10 protein-coding genes are annotated in these 15,994 nt (G+C 71.0%); 8 read left to right on the forward strand and 2 right to left on the reverse strand.

The genetic code is table 11. From position 1 onward, the window contains the following. Window positions 1-10 precede the first annotated feature (10 nt). From B7R87_RS31230 to B7R87_RS31250, 5 genes are read left to right on the forward strand one after another with little or no spacing between them, the layout of a single operon-like run. Window positions 11-6,340, forward strand: coding sequence for a type I polyketide synthase (locus B7R87_RS31230; RefSeq protein ID WP_130585154.1), 6,330 nt, complete (start codon window positions 11-13; stop codon window positions 6,338-6,340). Next, window positions 6,337-7,275: a 3-hydroxyacyl-CoA dehydrogenase family protein gene (locus tag B7R87_RS31235; RefSeq protein WP_006344984.1), complete on the forward strand. Its 939-nt coding sequence runs from the start codon at window positions 6,337-6,339 to the stop codon at window positions 7,273-7,275. Before B7R87_RS31230 ends, B7R87_RS31235 begins: the two co-directional genes overlap by 4 nt. 23 nt (window positions 7,276-7,298) lie before the next feature. After that, a complete protein-coding gene (locus B7R87_RS31240) occupies window positions 7,299-7,580 on the forward strand; it encodes an acyl carrier protein (protein ID WP_006344983.1) in 282 nt (93 codons plus the stop codon). Beyond that, on the forward strand, window positions 7,573-8,688 hold the full coding sequence (locus B7R87_RS31245; RefSeq protein ID WP_006344982.1) for an acyl-CoA dehydrogenase family protein: 1,116 nt from the start codon (window positions 7,573-7,575) through the stop codon (window positions 8,686-8,688). Before B7R87_RS31240 ends, B7R87_RS31245 begins: the two co-directional genes overlap by 8 nt. A gap of 35 nt (window positions 8,689-8,723) precedes the next feature. Beyond that, a complete protein-coding gene (locus tag B7R87_RS31250) occupies window positions 8,724-9,809 on the forward strand; it encodes an HAD-IIIC family phosphatase (protein WP_006344981.1) in 1,086 nt (361 codons plus the stop codon). A gap of 50 nt (window positions 9,810-9,859) precedes the next feature. Here the strand turns inward: B7R87_RS31250 and B7R87_RS31255 are convergent, their stop codons facing one another. Further along, window positions 9,860-10,522, reverse strand: a complete 663-nt coding sequence (locus B7R87_RS31255) for a class I SAM-dependent methyltransferase (protein ID WP_006344980.1) — start codon at window positions 10,520-10,522, stop codon at window positions 9,860-9,862. A gap of 63 nt (window positions 10,523-10,585) precedes the next feature. Then, window positions 10,586-12,466, reverse strand: coding sequence for an AfsR/SARP family transcriptional regulator (locus B7R87_RS31260; RefSeq protein ID WP_130585153.1), 1,881 nt, complete (start codon window positions 12,464-12,466; stop codon window positions 10,586-10,588). A gap of 839 nt (window positions 12,467-13,305) precedes the next feature. Here B7R87_RS31260 and B7R87_RS31265 point away from each other — a divergent pair. The 3 genes from B7R87_RS31265 (at window position 13,306) to B7R87_RS31275 (ending at window position 15,957) form a co-directional block, all read left to right on the forward strand. Continuing rightward, complete coding sequence (locus B7R87_RS31265) at window positions 13,306-13,671, forward strand: helix-turn-helix domain-containing protein (protein WP_006344977.1); 366 nt, start codon at window positions 13,306-13,308, stop codon at window positions 13,669-13,671. 244 nt (window positions 13,672-13,915) lie between these two features. Next, window positions 13,916-14,878, forward strand: coding sequence for an ACP S-malonyltransferase (locus B7R87_RS31270; protein WP_006344976.1), 963 nt, complete (start codon window positions 13,916-13,918; stop codon window positions 14,876-14,878). Then, window positions 14,875-15,957, forward strand: a complete 1,083-nt coding sequence (locus tag B7R87_RS31275) for an acyl-CoA synthetase family protein (RefSeq protein WP_006344975.1) — start codon at window positions 14,875-14,877, stop codon at window positions 15,955-15,957. The genes B7R87_RS31270 and B7R87_RS31275 overlap by 4 nt, the downstream gene beginning before the upstream one ends. The last annotated feature ends 37 nt before the right edge of the window (window positions 15,958-15,994 follow it).

The raw sequence follows: 15,994 nt of genomic DNA on the forward strand, positions 1-15,994 counted from the left end.
TCCGAAAACCATGTCCACGGACACGCATACCGACCCCGGCACGGGCCCGGACTCGCACCGGGTGGTCGAGGCCCTGCGCGCCTCGCTGCTGGAGAACAAGCGGCTGCGGCAGGAGAACCGGCGCCTCGTCGACGACTCCGCCGAACCCGTCGCGATCGTGGCCATGAGCTGCCGCTACCCCGGCGGCGTACGCACCCCGGAAGACCTCTGGGAGCTGCTGCTCGACGAACGCGACGCGGTCTCGCCCTTCCCCGCCGACCGTGGCTGGGACATCGAGGAGCGGTACGACACCGACCCCGATGCCCCCGGGACCTTCTACGTCCGCGAAGGCGGCATCCTCCACGACGCGGCCGAGTTCGACGCGGGCTTCTTCGGGATCTCGCCCCGTGAGGCGCTCGCGATGGACCCGCAGCAGCGGCTGCTGCTGGAGGCCTCCTGGGAGGTGCTGGAGCGCGCGGGCATCAATCCACAGGCACTGCGCGGCAGCCGCACCGGCGTCTACACCGGAGTGATCAACAGCGACTACGGGGCTCGGCTCGGCCGGGTGCCCGACGAACTGGAAGGCTTCCTGGGCACGGGCACCATCCCCAGCGTGGCCTCCGGCCGTATCGCCTACACCCTGGGTCTGGAGGGTCCCGCGGTCACCCTGGACACCGCCTGCTCGTCCTCCCTGGTCGCCGTCCACCTCGCCTGTCAGGGCCTGCGCTCCGGCGATACCTCGCTGGCCCTGGCCGGCGGTGTGACCGTGATGTCCACCCCCGGTATCTACATCGGATTCAGCCGCCAGCGCGGTCTGGCACCCGACGGACGCAGCAAGTCCTTCTCGTCCGCCGCGGACGGCGCGGGCTTCGGCGAGGGCCTCGGCCTGCTCCTCCTGGAACGGCTGTCGGACGCGCGGCGGAACGGACACCCCGTACTGGCCGTCATCCGTGGTTCGGCCGTCAACCAGGACGGTGCCAGCAACGGTCTGACGGCCCCGAACGGCCCCGCCCAGCAGTCCGTCATCATCCGAGCGCTCGACCGCGCGGGACTCGCCCCGGCGGATGTGGACCTGGTGGAGGCGCACGGCACCGGCACCACGCTGGGCGACCCGATCGAAGCCCAGGCGATCCTGGCGACGTACGGCCGGAACCGTCCGGCGGACCGGCCGCTGCGACTGGGATCGCTGAAGTCCAACCTGTCCCACACCCAGGCAGCGGCCGGTGTGGGCGGTGTGATCAAGGCGGTGCTGGCGATGCGGTACGGGGTGATGCCGAAGACCCTCCACATCGACCGGCCCTCACCCCAGGTCGACTGGACCGAGGGAGCCGTCTCCCTGCTCACCGCAGCGACTCCCTGGCCCGAGACGGGGCGTCCGCGGCGGGCGGGTGTGTCGTCCTTCGGTGTGAGCGGGACGAATGCGCATGTGGTGCTGGAGTCGGTTCCTGTCGAGGTTCCGGTCGAGGCGCGGGGCGCTGTGCCGGGCTCGGTGGTGTGGCCGTTGTCGGGGCGGGACGGTGCGGCGTTACGGGGGCAGGCGGCGGCGCTGGCCGCTCGGCTGGCGGCGGAGCCCGGGCTCGGGGCGCTCGACGTCGGCCACTCGCTGGCCGTGGGCCGTTCGCGGTTCGCCGAGCGGGCCGTCGTAGTGGGACAGGACCGGGATGAACTCCTGGCAGGTGTCGAATCCTTGGCACGGGGGATATCGGCACCCGGTGTAGTGACGGGTGGCGGGGCGGTGTCGGGCCGCTCGGTGTTGGTGTTTCCGGGGCAGGGGTCGCAGTGGGTGGGGATGGCTGCGGGGCTGCTGGGGGAGTCGGAGGTGTTTGCGGGTCGGATGGCGGAGTGCGAGCGGGCGCTCTCGGCCTATGTGGACTGGTCGTTGACGGAGGTGGTGCGTTCGTCGGGTTCGCTGGATGCGGTGGATGTGGTGCAGCCGGTGTTGTGGGCGGTGATGGTGTCGTTGGCCGAGGTGTGGCGGTCGCACGGCATCGTGCCGGATGGGGTGGTGGGGCATTCGCAGGGTGAGGTGGCGGCAGCGTGTGTGGTGGGTGGGCTGTCGCTGGAAGACGGGGCGAAGGTCGTGGCTCTGAGGAGCCGCGCGGTGGTGCCGCTCGCCGGTCTGGGTGGAATGGCGTCGGTCGCTTTGTCGGCCGCCGAGGTAAGGGACCGGATCACGGTCTGGGACGGCCGGTTGTCCGTGGCGGCGGTCAACGGGCCCCGCTCGACCGCCGTGTCCGGTGACGCGGACGCGATCACGGAACTGCTGGAACAGCTCAAAACCCAAGGGATACGGTCACGCCGCATCGAGATCGACTACGCCTCGCACTCCGCACAGGTGGAGGAGATCCGCGAACAACTGCTGGCCGATCTGGACGGCATCACCCCCACCTCGGGCACGCTGCCGTTCTGGTCCACCGTCACCGGCGGCCCGCTGGACACCAAGGCTCTCGACGCGGAGTACTGGTACCGAAACCTCCGCAGCACGGTCGAGTTCGAGGAGACCACCCGCGCGCTGCTCGCCGCCGGACACCGCGTCTTCGTCGAGCCGAGTCCGCACCCGTCCCTGACCTACGCGGTCGAGGACACCGCCGCGGAGGCGGGCGCCACGGAGACACGCGTACTCGACACACTCCGCCGCGGTGAAGGAGGGCTGCGTCAACTGCAGCTCGCCCTCGGCCAGGCGTACACCCAGGGTCTTCCGGTCGACTGGGAGCCGCTGTTCGCGGGCACCGGCGCCCGCCGGGTCGACCTGCCCACGTACGCCTTCCAGCGCCGCCGCTACTGGCTCGACGCGCTCCCGGCCGACCGCGACCCGGTCTCGGCGGGACAGACGGCAGCGGACCATCCGCTCCTCGGCGCGGCGGTCGACCTGCCGGACGGCGCGGGCACCCTCTTCACCGGCCGTCTGTCCACCACCCTCCACCCCTGGCTGGCGGACCACACCGTGGCAGGCGCGGTCATCCTGCCCGGAGCGGCCTTCGTGGAACTCGCCGCACACGTGGGCCGCCGCTTCGGATACAGCCTGGTGGAGGAACTGACCCTCGCCGCACCACTGGTACTGCCCGGCGACGCCACCGACGACCACGCTGTGCAGCTCCGCGTCCTGGTGGGGCCCGAAGACGGCTCCGGCCGGCGCCCGGTGGAGTTCCACTCCCGCCCCGAAACCGGCACCGGCGGCGACCGGCCCTGGACCCGGCACGCGACCGGGACGGTCGGCCCGCCGGGCCCGGCCGTCGAAGCAGAACCCCCCGCCGTCCCTCCCCCGGCCGGCGCGGTCCCGCTGGACCCGGAAGAGCTGTACGCACTGCTCGAAGCCCGCGGTATCGACTACGGGCCGGCATTCCGGGGCGTCGGAGCCGTCTGGCGCAACGGGGACGAGATCATCGCCGAAGTGGCTCTGCCCCCCGGCCTGCCCCAGGCCGGGCGCGGCTTCGGAGTGCACCCGGTCCTGCTGGACGCGGCCCTGCAGACGACCGGTCTGCGCGAGCAACCCGGAACGGCCCGGTCCGGCGGCGGGGTCCCGCTGCCGTTCTCCTGGCAGAACGTCGCGATCGAACCGTCCGGCGCACCGGTGCTCCACGTCCGGCTCCGCCCCGACGGGCCCGACGCGGTCACCGTCCGGATCAGCGACCCCACAGGCCGCACGGTAGCGACGATCGGTTCACTCACCCTGCGAGCGGCGTCCCCCGATTCGCTGCGGACTCCGGCGGACTCCGTTTTCCGGCTCCGCTGGACGCCGGTCACCGCCCCCACCGGCCCGCACCCCACCACCCGCTGGGGCCTGCTCGGACAGCGGGACGACCGGCTGCTGCCCCCGGGCTTCCCCGCCGAGCCCGGGCCGGCCGCGCCCGACGCCGTACTCCTGGTCTGCCCCCAATCCGTACCGGACGGAGACGACGGACCCGAGGCGGCGCACGCTGCCGTGGCCTCGGTGCTCGCCCGGATCCGGAGCCGACTGGACGACGACACCGCCACCGGTACACCCCTGGTGGTCCTCACCCGGGGCGCGACCGGAGGGCCCGCCGGACCGCAGCAGCCGGTCGACCCCGGAGCAGCAGCCGTCTGGGGGCTGCTGCGAGCCGCCCAGCTCGAACATCCCGACCGGTTCGTCCTGCTCGACACCGACAAGCCGGACGGCCTCGGTGACGCGCTCGCCGAACTCCTCGCCACCGGCGAACCACAGGCGGCCCTGCGCGATGGCACGCTGTACGTGCCGCGGCTGGTCCGCTCCGCCGCCGACACGGCCGACACCGCGGCCCGGCCGGGCGAACAGTTCGGACCGGCCGAAGGGACGGTACTGCTGAGCGGCGGAGGCGCCCTCGCCACCGTCCTGGCACGCCATCTGGTCACCGCACACGGAGTACGCCACATCCGTCTGCTGAGCCGCCGCGGCGCCGACGCCCCCGGCACGGCGGAGCTGACGGCCGAACTCGCCGAACACGGAGCCGAGCTGATCGCCGAAAGCTGCGATGTATCGGACCGCCGGGCACTGGCCCGAGCCCTCGCGGCCGTCCCGGCCCGGCATCCGCTGTGCGCCGTGGTCCACACCGCAGGGGTGATCGACGACGGTCTGCTCCAGGGACTGACGGAGGAGCGGACCGCGGCGGTGCTCCGGCCCAAACTCGACGCCGTCTGGCATCTGGACCGGCTGACGCGCGAGGCTGACCTCTCAGCATTCGTCGTCTTCTCCTCCGCGGCAGGCATTCTGGGCAGTCCGGGCCAGGCGTCCTACTCCGCCGCCAACGCCGCAGTCGACGCGCTCGTCGCGGAGCGCCGGCGGCTCGGACTGCCCGGCACCTCCCTGGCCTGGGGGCTCTGGGAACGGCGGAGCGGAATGACGTCCACGCTCGACGGGGCGGAACTGCGCCGCATCGACCGGCGCGGCGCGCGCGGCCTCTCCGACGCGGAAGCCATGGCCCTCCTGGACACCGTGCTCGGCACGGACGTCGCCGTACCGGACGGGACCGTACCGGACGACGCCGTACGGGACGACGCAGGCCTCCACCTCGTGGCGGGCCTCGACCTCACCGCCCGCCACGACGGGCCCGTCCATCCACTGCTGCGTCTGCTGGTACGGAGCCGCCCGCACGACGCGCCGGGAACAGCACCCGTCTCGCTGCGGAACCGGCTCGCCGCCGCCGCTCCGGACGAGCGGGAGGAGATCCTGCGCGAACTCGTCGTCACACAGGCCGCGGAAGTACTCGGCCACACCGAATCCGGGGCACTGTCCGCAATGGTCCCGTTCCTCTCGGCCGGATTCGACTCCCTGACCGCGGTCGAACTGCGGAACCGTCTGGCGTCCGCCACCGGTCTGCGGCTGCGGCCCTCCGTGGTCTTCGACAGCGGGACACCGGCCGGACTCGCCGAACACCTCGCGGCCGCCGCTGCTGCCGACCCCGCCTCCCGGAGCGGAATCGCGCCCGAAACCGTGCCCGGCACCGAGCCCACCGCCCCGGATACCGCCGATGTGGACCCGGTGAGCATCCTGTTCCGCCGCGCCTGCGCACTCGGCCGCACCGACGACGGCATCGCCCTGCTCAAGACCACCTCCGCACTACGGCCCGCGTTCCCCAGCGGCGACGCCCTCGCGGCGGCAGGAGGCGGGCCGCGGCTGCTGCACCTCGGCGAGCGCGAGGGAGCCCCGGTGATCGTCTGCTTCGGCTCGGTGGTAGCCCTCGGCGGGGCCCACCAGTACGCGCGCTTCGCCGCCCGTTTCCGGGAGAATTACGCCGTATATGCCCTGGACGCGCCGGGGTTCACCCCCGAGGAGGAACTGCCCGCCGATATGGCCGCGCTGCTGACCTTCCAGGCGGCGACGCTGCTCCGGGAACTGCCCGGACGCACCCTCGTGCTGGTCGGCTCCTCCTCCGGCGGGACGCTCGCCCACGGGGTGGCCGCCGAACTGGAGCGACGCGGCGAGGGCCCGGCTGCCGTGGTGCTCCTGGACACCTACCTCTCGGACAACCAGGGCATCACCCAGTTCAACGACGTACTGATGGGCGGAATGTTCGCCCGCGAGGACCGGGCGGCACCGATGGACGGGACCAGGCTGACCGCGATGGGCGGCTACTTCCGCCTCCTCGACGACTGGAAGCCGCCGGAGGTCCGCGCCCCGGTGCTGCTGGTACGTGCCACGGCACCCCTGGGCACCCCGGCCGCCGAAGCCGGTGACTGGCGCTCGTCCTGGGCCGGTGCCGACGCCGTCGCCGACGTCCCCGGAGACCACTTCTCGATCATGGAGGAGCATGTCGCGACCACCGGGGAAGCCGTTGCCGACTGGCTCCGGAGCACCGTCCGCACCCCCGAAGACACACCCGAAGAAACATCCGAAGACCAGGGAGAGCGAAGGAGAGTCGGTTGACCACGGCTGCACACGACGAACCCGATCCGCACGGCGAAACCGATCCGGACGGATGTGATCCGCGTAGCGCACCGGCCCCACACGGCAAACCGGAAACGCGGCACGCGCTCACCGTCCTCGGAGCCGGCGTGATGGGCGTCGGCATCACCGTACTGGCCCTCGGACACGGCCTGCCGGTGCATCTGGTCGACCTGGACCGGGAGCGGCTCGACCGGGCCGTGGACCGGATCGGCGGAGAGCTCCGGCTCGCCGAGCTGATGGGAGCACTGCCGGCCGGAACTGCCCCCGGCACCCTGGTCACCGGCACCTCCGTGAAGGCCGCGGCCGACGCCACCGCTGTTATCGAGGCCGTCACCGAGAACGCGGCGACCAAGGCGGGCGTCCTGTCCGAGATCTCCGCACACATCCGGCCCGGCACCCCGCTGGTCACCAACACCTCGTCGATTCCCGTCGACGAACTGGCCGGAGCGCTGGAGCGGCCCGAGGACCTGGTCGGTACCCACTTCATGAACCCGCCCTACCTGATCGGGACCGCCGAAGTGATCCGCGGCACCAGAACCGGGGAGCACACGATGGCCGCCGTGGCAGCACTCCTCGGAGCGCTGCGGCGGAACGCTGTCGTCGTCAGGGACGCACCGGGATTCGTCACCAGCCGCATCCTGCACCCGATGATCAACGACGCGGCCCGGGTCGTGGAGGAGGGCACGGCGACCGCCGAAGCCGTCGACACCCTGATGCAGGGCTGTCTCGGCCATCCCACCGGACCGCTGCGCACCGCGGACCTGATCGGCATCGACAACCTCGTCGACTCCCTCACAGTGCTCCACGAGCGGACCGGCGACGACGGCTGCCGCCCCAGCGAACTGCTGCTCCGGCTGGTCCGGGAGGGCCGCCTCGGGCGCAAGTCCGGGCGCGGCTTCTACGACTACAGCTGACGCCCCGACCGAGGAGACCGCATATGACCACCGAGAACGCCCCGGGCACCGCCGACCCCGAGAAGGAGCTCCTGCTGTTCCTCGAAGGGCACACAGGGACGCCCTGGGAACCCGACACCGACCTGTTCCGGGCCGGCGGCCTGTCCTCCCTGTTTGCCATGCAACTGGTGGTGCACCTGGAGAAGTCCTATGCGATAGCCATCCGCGGCGCCAACCTCCGGCTGGACAATTTCCGTACCGTACGGCAGATGGTCGCGCTGGTGGAACGCCTCCGGCAGCCCGCTTCCGGGAGCCTCGGTGGGTGAGGACCTGAACTCCGCCCTCACCTCGGCCACACTCCGGATCGGAGACCTGGCGGGGGAGTGGGACCGGGACGGCGCACTCCCCCCGGACCTGCTCCACGAACTGGGCGCGGAGGGCCGGCTCTGCGCGGAAGTCGCGGAGGAGTACGGCGGCTGGGGCCTCAGCAGCATGCTCAGCGGCACGTACACCGCCCATGTGGGCAGTCTGTGCAGCTCGCTGCGGAGCGTGATGACGTCCCAGGGCATGGCGGCCTGGACCGTACAGCGCCTCGGTACTCCGGAACAAGCGGCCGCCTACCTGCCCCGGCTGACGGGTGGCGAGCTGGCGGCCGTCGGCTTCAGCGAACCCGGAGCGGGCAGCGACCTCGCGGCGATGACGACGACCGTCCGCCGCGACGGCGGCTCGGTCGTCGTGGACGGCCACAAGAAGTGGGTGACCGCCGCCCACTACGCCGACCTGCTGGTGATCGTCGGCCGTTACGAGGACGGCGCGGCGGCCGTCGTGGTGCCCTCCGACGCACCGGGCGTCCGGACCGAACGCATCGCGGATCCCCTCGGCTGCCGGGCAGCCGGACACGCCGACGTACACCTCGACGGGGTGCGCCTGCCCGCCGAAAGCGTCCTCGGCGGCTACGGACTGCCGCCCGCCCTGCTCGTGACGACCGCACTGGCCTACGGGCGGATATCGGTCGCCTGGGGCTGCGTGGGCATCCTGCGGGCCTGCCTGGCGGCAGCCACCGCCCACGCCGCGGGACGCGAGCAGTTCGGCAAGCCCCTGGCCGACCACCAACTCGTCGCCGGACACCTCGCCGACCTCTTCACGGCCGAGCAGACCGCGAGCCGGGTATGCGAGCACGCCAGCCGCTGCTGGGACGAAGGGGCACCGGACCAGGTGGTGGCGACCGTACTGGCCAAACATGTCAGCGCGACCCAGGCGGCCCGCGGCGCCGCGGCGGCCGTCCAGGTGCTGGCCTCGGCCGGAACACAGGACGGACACCCGGTGGCCCGGGCCTACCGGGACGCCAAGCTGATGGAGATCATCGAGGGCAGCAGCGAGCTCTGCCGGCTGATGCTGGCCCGGCACGCCCTCTCCCTCCCGGGACCGCTGTGACCGGCCCGGCAGCAGACGAACCACGAGAGGAAGCCGTGGCCGCGACGGTCAAGTGCCTGGTCTGGGACCTGGACGACACGCTCTGGCAGGGCACCCTGCTGGAGGACGCCGAGGTCCGGCTCACCGACGAGCTACGGAAGGTGGTCGTCGAACTGGACTCCCGCGGCATCCTGCAGTCCGTGGCCAGCCGCAACGACCACGAACACGCCTGGGCCCGGCTGGAGGCCCTCGGAATCGCCGAATACTTCGTCCTGCCGGAGATCAACTGGGGCGCCAAATCGGGATCGGTGCGCAGGATCGCCGACCGGCTCGGGTTCGCGCTCACGACCGTCGCGTTCGTCGACGACCGGCCCGCCGAGCGCGCCGAAGTCGCCTTCCATCTGCCCGAGGTACGGTGCTATCCGGCCGAGCAGGCCCGCCGGCTGCCCGAGCTGCCGGAGTTCACCCCCGCGACCAGCACCGTCGACTCCCGGCGGCGCCGGCAGATGTACCAGGCGGGCTTCCGCCGGGAAGCGGAGCGCGCGGCGGCACCGGGATCCGACGAGCAGTTCCTGCGCTCCCTGGACCTGCGGATGCGTATCGGCCGGGCCACCGGCGACGAGCTGTCCCGGGTCGAGGAACTCACCCTGCGCACCAGCCAGATGAACGCGACCGGAGTGCACTACCCGGATGCGGAGCTGCGCCGCCTGATCGCCGACCCGGGACACGAGGTCCTCGTGGTCACCATGGCCGACCGGTTCGGGCCGCACGGTGCGGTCGGCGTACTGCTCCTGGAACGGCACCCGGGCCTCTGGCACCTCAAACTGCTCGCGACCTCCTGCCGTGTGATCGCCTACGGTGCGGGCTCGACCCTGCTGAACTGGCTGGCCGACACGGCCGCCCGGGCCGGGATCCACCTGGTGGCCGACTTCCGGGCCACCGACCGCAACCGGATGATGGAGATCGCCTACCACTTCTCGGGCTTCGAGGAGGAGCCGTGCCCGTGCGCCGCGCCCCTGCCGTCGGCGCCCGAAGGAATCCAGCGACTGCACCAGGCCCCCCGGACCCGCGAGATCTCCACCACCATGCGAGTGGACGCCCCTGACCTGGAGTCGCCGGAGCAGCGGGAGCGGGCACGGTGACCGGTCGTGGGCGCGTGCACCTCCCGCAGCCGGCCGTGTGCGGTCGGTCCTCAGCGCTTCCGGGCGAGCGTGATGCCGTCGGCCATGACCAACAGCGACAGGTCCACCCGCGGATCCCCGTGCAGCACCTCGTTGAGCGCCCTGACCGCGGCGGTCTCCGGGTCCGTTGCCGCCGGGTCGGCGACCCGGCCGAAGCAGAGGGTGTTGTCGACCACGATCAGACCGCCGGAGCGCACCAGCGCCAGCGACGCCTCGTAGTAGCCGACGTAGCCGGCCTTGTCCGCGTCGATGAACACCAGGTCGAAGCTGCCGGGCCCGCGTTCGGCCAGCAGCGTGTCCAGGACTCCGGCCGCCTCGCCGATCCGCAGGTCGATCAGTGAGTCCACCCCGGCCCGTTTCCAGAAGTCGGCGCCGACGGCCGGCCATCTGTCGTCGATGTCACAGGACACCAGCAGCCCGTCGGCCGGGAGCGCGCGGGCCATGCAGAGAGTGCTGTAGCCGGTGAAGGTACCGATCTCCAGCACCGCCGTGGCGTTGGTCAGCCCCACCAGCAGGGCCAGCAGCTGGCCCTCCTCCGCCATCACCTGCATGCTGGCCCCGGCCGGCAGCTCCGCTGTGGTCTCGCGTAACTCCCTGAGCAGTTCGTCGTCGCGCAGGGAGACGTCCCGTACGTAGGCGAGCAGGCCGGGGGTGGCTGACGTCTGGTAGGCCATGGCAGAGCAGTTCCTCTCGGAAGGGGCAGGTCGGTGGGATGTACTTCGCGGGGTGCCGCGCACTCACCCGGTGGGGGCCAGCGGGTGTTCGTACCGCGGTACGCCACTCTTCTGCGCCCGCTCGCCCGCATAGGCCTTCAGCAGCGCGTCCAGCCGGTATTCGCCCGCACTCGGCGGGCAGAGCAGATAGGCCTCGACCAGGGCGTCGAGGGCCTCCTCCGCTTCGGCTTCCGAACAGCCGAGCAGCTCCGCGATCTCGCCGCCGGAGAACGAGCGGGCCCCGCTCGCCCCCAGTGCAGTGAACACCTCGGCCGGATGAGGGCCGGTGGGCGCCGTCCGGCGGAGCCCGTTGTGGTCGGAGTCGAGCCCGGGACGGATCCCGAGGTCGCCGGTGCGCAGCTCGTCCAGGAGACGTGGCGCCCGGATGAGTCGGCGGGCGAAGTCCCCGATGCTCCGGTGCGGGCGCTCCAGGAGCCTGGTACCGGCGATCCTGATCGCCAGCGGAAGACCGGCGCAGACGGCCAGCACCGTCCGGGCGGCACGCGGTTCGGCGCCCGCCCTGGCCGGCCCGATGATGCTTCCCAGCAGCTCCAGCGACCCGCCGTCGTCCAGCGGGGGGAGCAGAAGGGGCTGCGCGCCCTCCAGATCGGCCAGCCGCCGCCGGCTGGTGATCAGCAGGCTGTTTCCCCCGCTGCCGGGTATCAGAGGCCGTATCTGTGCGGTGCTGTCCGCATTGTCGAGCACGATCAGCATGCGGCGGCCCGAGGTGAGCGAACGATAGAGGCTCTCCCGCTCGGAGTCCTCGCGCGGGATCTCGCCGCGCGGGACACCGAGGTCCGCCAGAAAGCGCAGCAGCACGGTGCGGGAGGGGAGGGGGCACGATCCGGTGCCGAGGTCGGCGTAGAGCTGGCCGTGCACCGAACGGTCGCGCAGGGTATGGGCCGCGTGCAGTGCCAGCACGCTCTTGCCGACGCCGCCGCGGCCGGTGACCACGGCGGTCGGCACCGAGCCCGCGGTCGGCGCGGAGGCGCCGAGGAAGCGTTCGAGCCGCGCCAGCGGAGCGGCGTGCGCCGACGGCAGCGGCGGTACCGAGGGAAGCTGGGCCGGGCTCGGCCGCCCGGGACCCTTCCAGGCCACGGCGGTCGCCGCCGTGGCGACCACCGCGGGCGCCGCGGCGAGCCTCGGCCCGGGCGGTGTGCGGGGCCGGTCGTGGGCCGAGAGAATATGCCGCTGGACTTCGCACAGGTCCGTGCTCGGTTCGGCGCCGAGCTGTTCGACGAGCAGTGCCCGGGTACGCCGGTAGAGGTCCAGGGCCTCCGACTGTCTTCCCGAGCGGAACAGCGCCAGCATCAGCTTGCCCACCAGGGCCTCGCGTAAGGGGTACTTTCTGACCAGCCGCCAGAGTTCCGGGACGAGTTCGGCGTGCCGCAGGAGGGCGAGTTCCGCGTCGAAGCGCAGCTCCATGGTCTGGAGCCGCAGCTCCTGGAGGTAGCGTCCTTCGACATCACGGAGCGTCCGGGACGGAATATCCGCCAGCGGCTCCTCCCGCCACAGGGCGAGAGCTTCGGCCAGTTCGGCCGACGAGCCCTCCAGATCCCCCCGCTCGGCCAGTTCCGCCGCGCGCCGGCGGTGTGCGGTGAACTGTCCCAGGTCGCTCTCGTGCTCCCCGAGTTCGAGGAGGTATCCCGGTGCCCGGGTGAGAATGCGGGCGGAGGCGTGCTCGCCCAGTGCCTGGCGCAGACGCATGACATAGGTGCGTACGGTCGCGGGGGCGCTCCGTGGCGCGGCGCCGTCCCAGACGTACTCCGCGATCCGGTCGACCGAGATTACCCGGTTGGCGTTGAACAGGAGCGCCGCCATCACCACGCGCTGCCGAGGAGCCGAGATATGCACCTCACACGCGTTCGACCGGATGGAAAGCGGGCCCAGGAGCAGGAATTTCACGGGAATCCTCATCGTCACACGACCTCTGGCCAACGATGCCTTCGAGCATCTTGGGCGGTGGTGCGCCGGTCAAGAGAATCTTGATAAATCTAGATATAACCCTAGAGTCGGGATGTTGTTCCCCTGCCGGATGTGCGCGTGCCGGCGATGCCGCCGAACCGCCGGCGCGATGGCCGGGGGTATCGCGAGCGGGGTACGGTGCCGCTTTGTTACTGCCGGGGAACTCTACTCGGCACCGGCCGGATTACCTATGGGCGGTCCGGCTGAAAAGTCCTCCGGGGTCGAAGTCCAGTCAATCCCGTGCGGACGTCCGGCGCCACGGCACAATCTCGCCATTCGCCACAGGAATAACGGTAGTTGCACTTCGCTCGCGTGCCCGGTTACGCGCCGGTGCGCCCTTGCTGACATTCCACGGTGCGTGGCACTCTGTCATATGCCGTGATGGCGAGGCTCCGCATGACCGCATTCGATACCTACCGATCGACCGCCGACGCGAAGGTATGTTCGATGCGATTGAGTCATGTGCTGCCGGTAACGTGCGGATTCCTGAAAGGAATGAACCCGGTCGACATGAATTCCGTCTCTGTGGGCAGCGATCTCTGGTGTCGGCGATTCCATCCGTTGCGGAGGGAGGTGCGCCGGCCGAGGGCTGGAGCGGGGTGCGACCACACTGCTGCGGAACCCCGTCGTGGGATGTTCCGTGCCGGTGGCTCCGTTCCGGGCGGTCGGTCGACCACTGCGTCCGCTGTGCCGCGCGACCGCTTAGCCTCCGTTCCGTGCGCCTGACGATGGCAGACGGCCCGAGATCACGAACGACCGTGAGGGGGTGTGGGGGGTTGATGCCGGTAGCCACCTCCGGGGAGGCCGGATCCGAGGTAGAGCTCCCGCGGCCCGGCGGTACCGACGATCCGGACGCCGCCGGTTCTGCCGGGCCCGACGATGCCGGTGGTTCCGGCGGCGTGGGCCTGAAACGGCTGACCGCCCTGGACGTCTGCATTCTCGAAGGCGTGGCGGTCGGTACCTCGACCGTCCAGCTGGCGGCTTCGCTCTATCTGAGCCGCCAGGGCATCGAGTACCGCATCGGTTTACTGCTGCGTCAGTTCCAGGTCGCGAACCGGACCGCACTGGTCTCCCGGGCGCACTCCCTCGGGGTACTGAGCGTCGGTACATGGCCGCCTCGCGTCCTCCCGCCATTCCTTGAGTAGTAAAAAGGAATGGGACGGTAAGTGCCGTGTCAGATCACGGAAAGCGCCTCCGAGTCCCCTCCCGTTGCGCCTGCGGTAGATCTTCTCACGCCGGAATATCGTATCGGTATCGTCTCGCGAGACGGCCCTGATTGCCGTCGAGGGTGGCAGAAAGAAGGCTTCTTCCCGCTGACATGGTGAGTTCCGCTGCACTACGGTTGGGCCCCACTGTCCCCCTTTCGGACATCAATTAACGGGAGCTGTCATGAGCTTGGGGTACCTTTTCGGCGGCGGTGTCGGGACCGAGCCTCACGGTCAGGAGCTCTATCGTGCCTATCCGGCGGTGCGCGACTGGTACGAGCAGGTCGCCGACTGGACCGGACTGACGGTCAGTCAAATTCTGGAGGACGACCTCCCCACCGCCCAGGAGGAGCGCCAGAGCGTCGGCACCGTCCGTGAGACGGCCCTCGCGATCGGCGTCCACGACGTCCTCGCGAGCTTCGAACTGCGTCCCGCTGCCATCGGCGGCCTCAGCCTCGGTGCGATGACCGCCAGCTGCCTGGCCGGTGCCGTGGGGCGCCGGCAGCTCTTCGAGCTGCTGGCCGGATCCCGCGATGTCCCCGAGCCGCCCCCCGGCACCCCGGAGCAGGGAATCGCCATCGCCTTCGGCGCCACGGGCGAAGATGCCCCCTCCCATCCCGGCGAGGGTGTCCCCGACATATATCTGGCCGGCGATTTCGGACCCACCACCGACGGCACCCAGCGCATCCTGATGCTGGCCGGACATGCCGAGGCACTGAACGGACTCGCTGCCGGGCTCCCGCCGGGAGCGGTGGTCCCGCTCCCCGGGCGCACCATCGCCGTCCATACCCCGCTGCGCAGGCCGTACCGCGACTTCATGGCCGGGCGCATCGACGCCATATCCTTCACGGACCCCGAAATCCCGCTGCTCTCCTGTCTGGAACGGAAGGTCCTGCGGTCCGCGGACGAGGTCAGAGATCTGTTCCAGCGGAACTCGACGGACCCGATCAGCCTGGTCGACGTCTACAGCGGAATGAAGGAACAGGGGGTACAACTCGGTCTGGTGATGGGCCCTTCCATCCCCGAGGGACTCCTTGCCTTCCCCTTCCCCGTGGTCCATATCGAGCAGCCCGAGCACATCGAGCAGGCCTTGACCACTGCCTACGACCTCGGTATCGACCTCACCGGCGCACCGGCGCTCTCATGACCGCCGCCACCACTCGTGCCGACCCGGACTCGCTGGTCGCGGAATGGCTGGACACCGACCTGGACGAGTGGACCCGAAGAGTCGTCCGGCGGCACTTCGATCCGGTGGCCGGGAGCCCCTACTGGCTGGAGCGGGCCCACCGGCTGGACTTCGACCCCCGCGATATCACCCGCTACGACCAGCTCGGAGCCTTCGGCCCGTTCCCCCTGGACCGGTTGCGCGAAGAGGACCCCTCGGACCTCGTCCCGCTCTCCGTGCCCCGGCCGCTCGCCGGGCGGGTCTGGGACACGGGCGGCACCACCGGCACGCCCTGCCGGGTCTTCTACACCCCCGACATGCTCCTGCACCGGGCGGTCTGGCGGCGATGGTCCTTCGTCCGGGAGGGTTTCGCACCGGGCCGGACCTGGCTGCAGGCCACACCGACCGGACCGCATCTCATCGGCAACGGAGTCTGGGAGGTATCGGAGTTCCACGCCGGCCAGGTGTACGCGGTCGATATGGACCCGCGATGGGTCAAGCGCCTCATCCGGACCGGACGGCTGGCCGAAGTCGGCGACTACACCAGCCATCTGGTGGAGCAGATCACCGACGTCCTCCGGCAGGGCAGGGTCCACTACCTCAATACCACCCCGGCCCTGTTCCAGGTCCTCCGGCAGCGCCATCCCGAACTGGTGGCCGCCCTCGACGGCGTACGCCTGAGCGGCACCCAGATCAGCGCCGATATGTACCGGACCTTCAGAAGCGCGCTGTCGGGCGGAATCTGTGGCCTGACCTACGGCAACACCTTCGGCAACGCGGCCTGTCTCGATGTGGAGCGGGACGCGGAGCTGATCAGCTACGTACCGAACTACCCGCAGATCACCATGGCCGTGGTGGACAAGACGGACCGGTCGACCCCGGTACCCCCGGGGACCGTGGGTCAGGTGCGGCTCACCGTGCTCCACGACGACCTCTTCCTCCCCAATATCCTGGAGCGCGACCAGGCGCTCTGCCACCGGACCGACCGATGGCCCGGCGACGGCGTGGCCAACGTCCGCCCTCTGCAGACGACCAGCTCGACCCCCGAAGGGCTGTACTGATCCGTACCGGCGAACGGCGGCGGACGGCGCGGCCATG

The sequence above is a fragment of the Streptomyces tsukubensis genome, from assembly GCF_003932715.1.
Classification (GTDB): domain Bacteria; phylum Actinomycetota; class Actinomycetes; order Streptomycetales; family Streptomycetaceae; genus Streptomyces; species Streptomyces tsukubensis.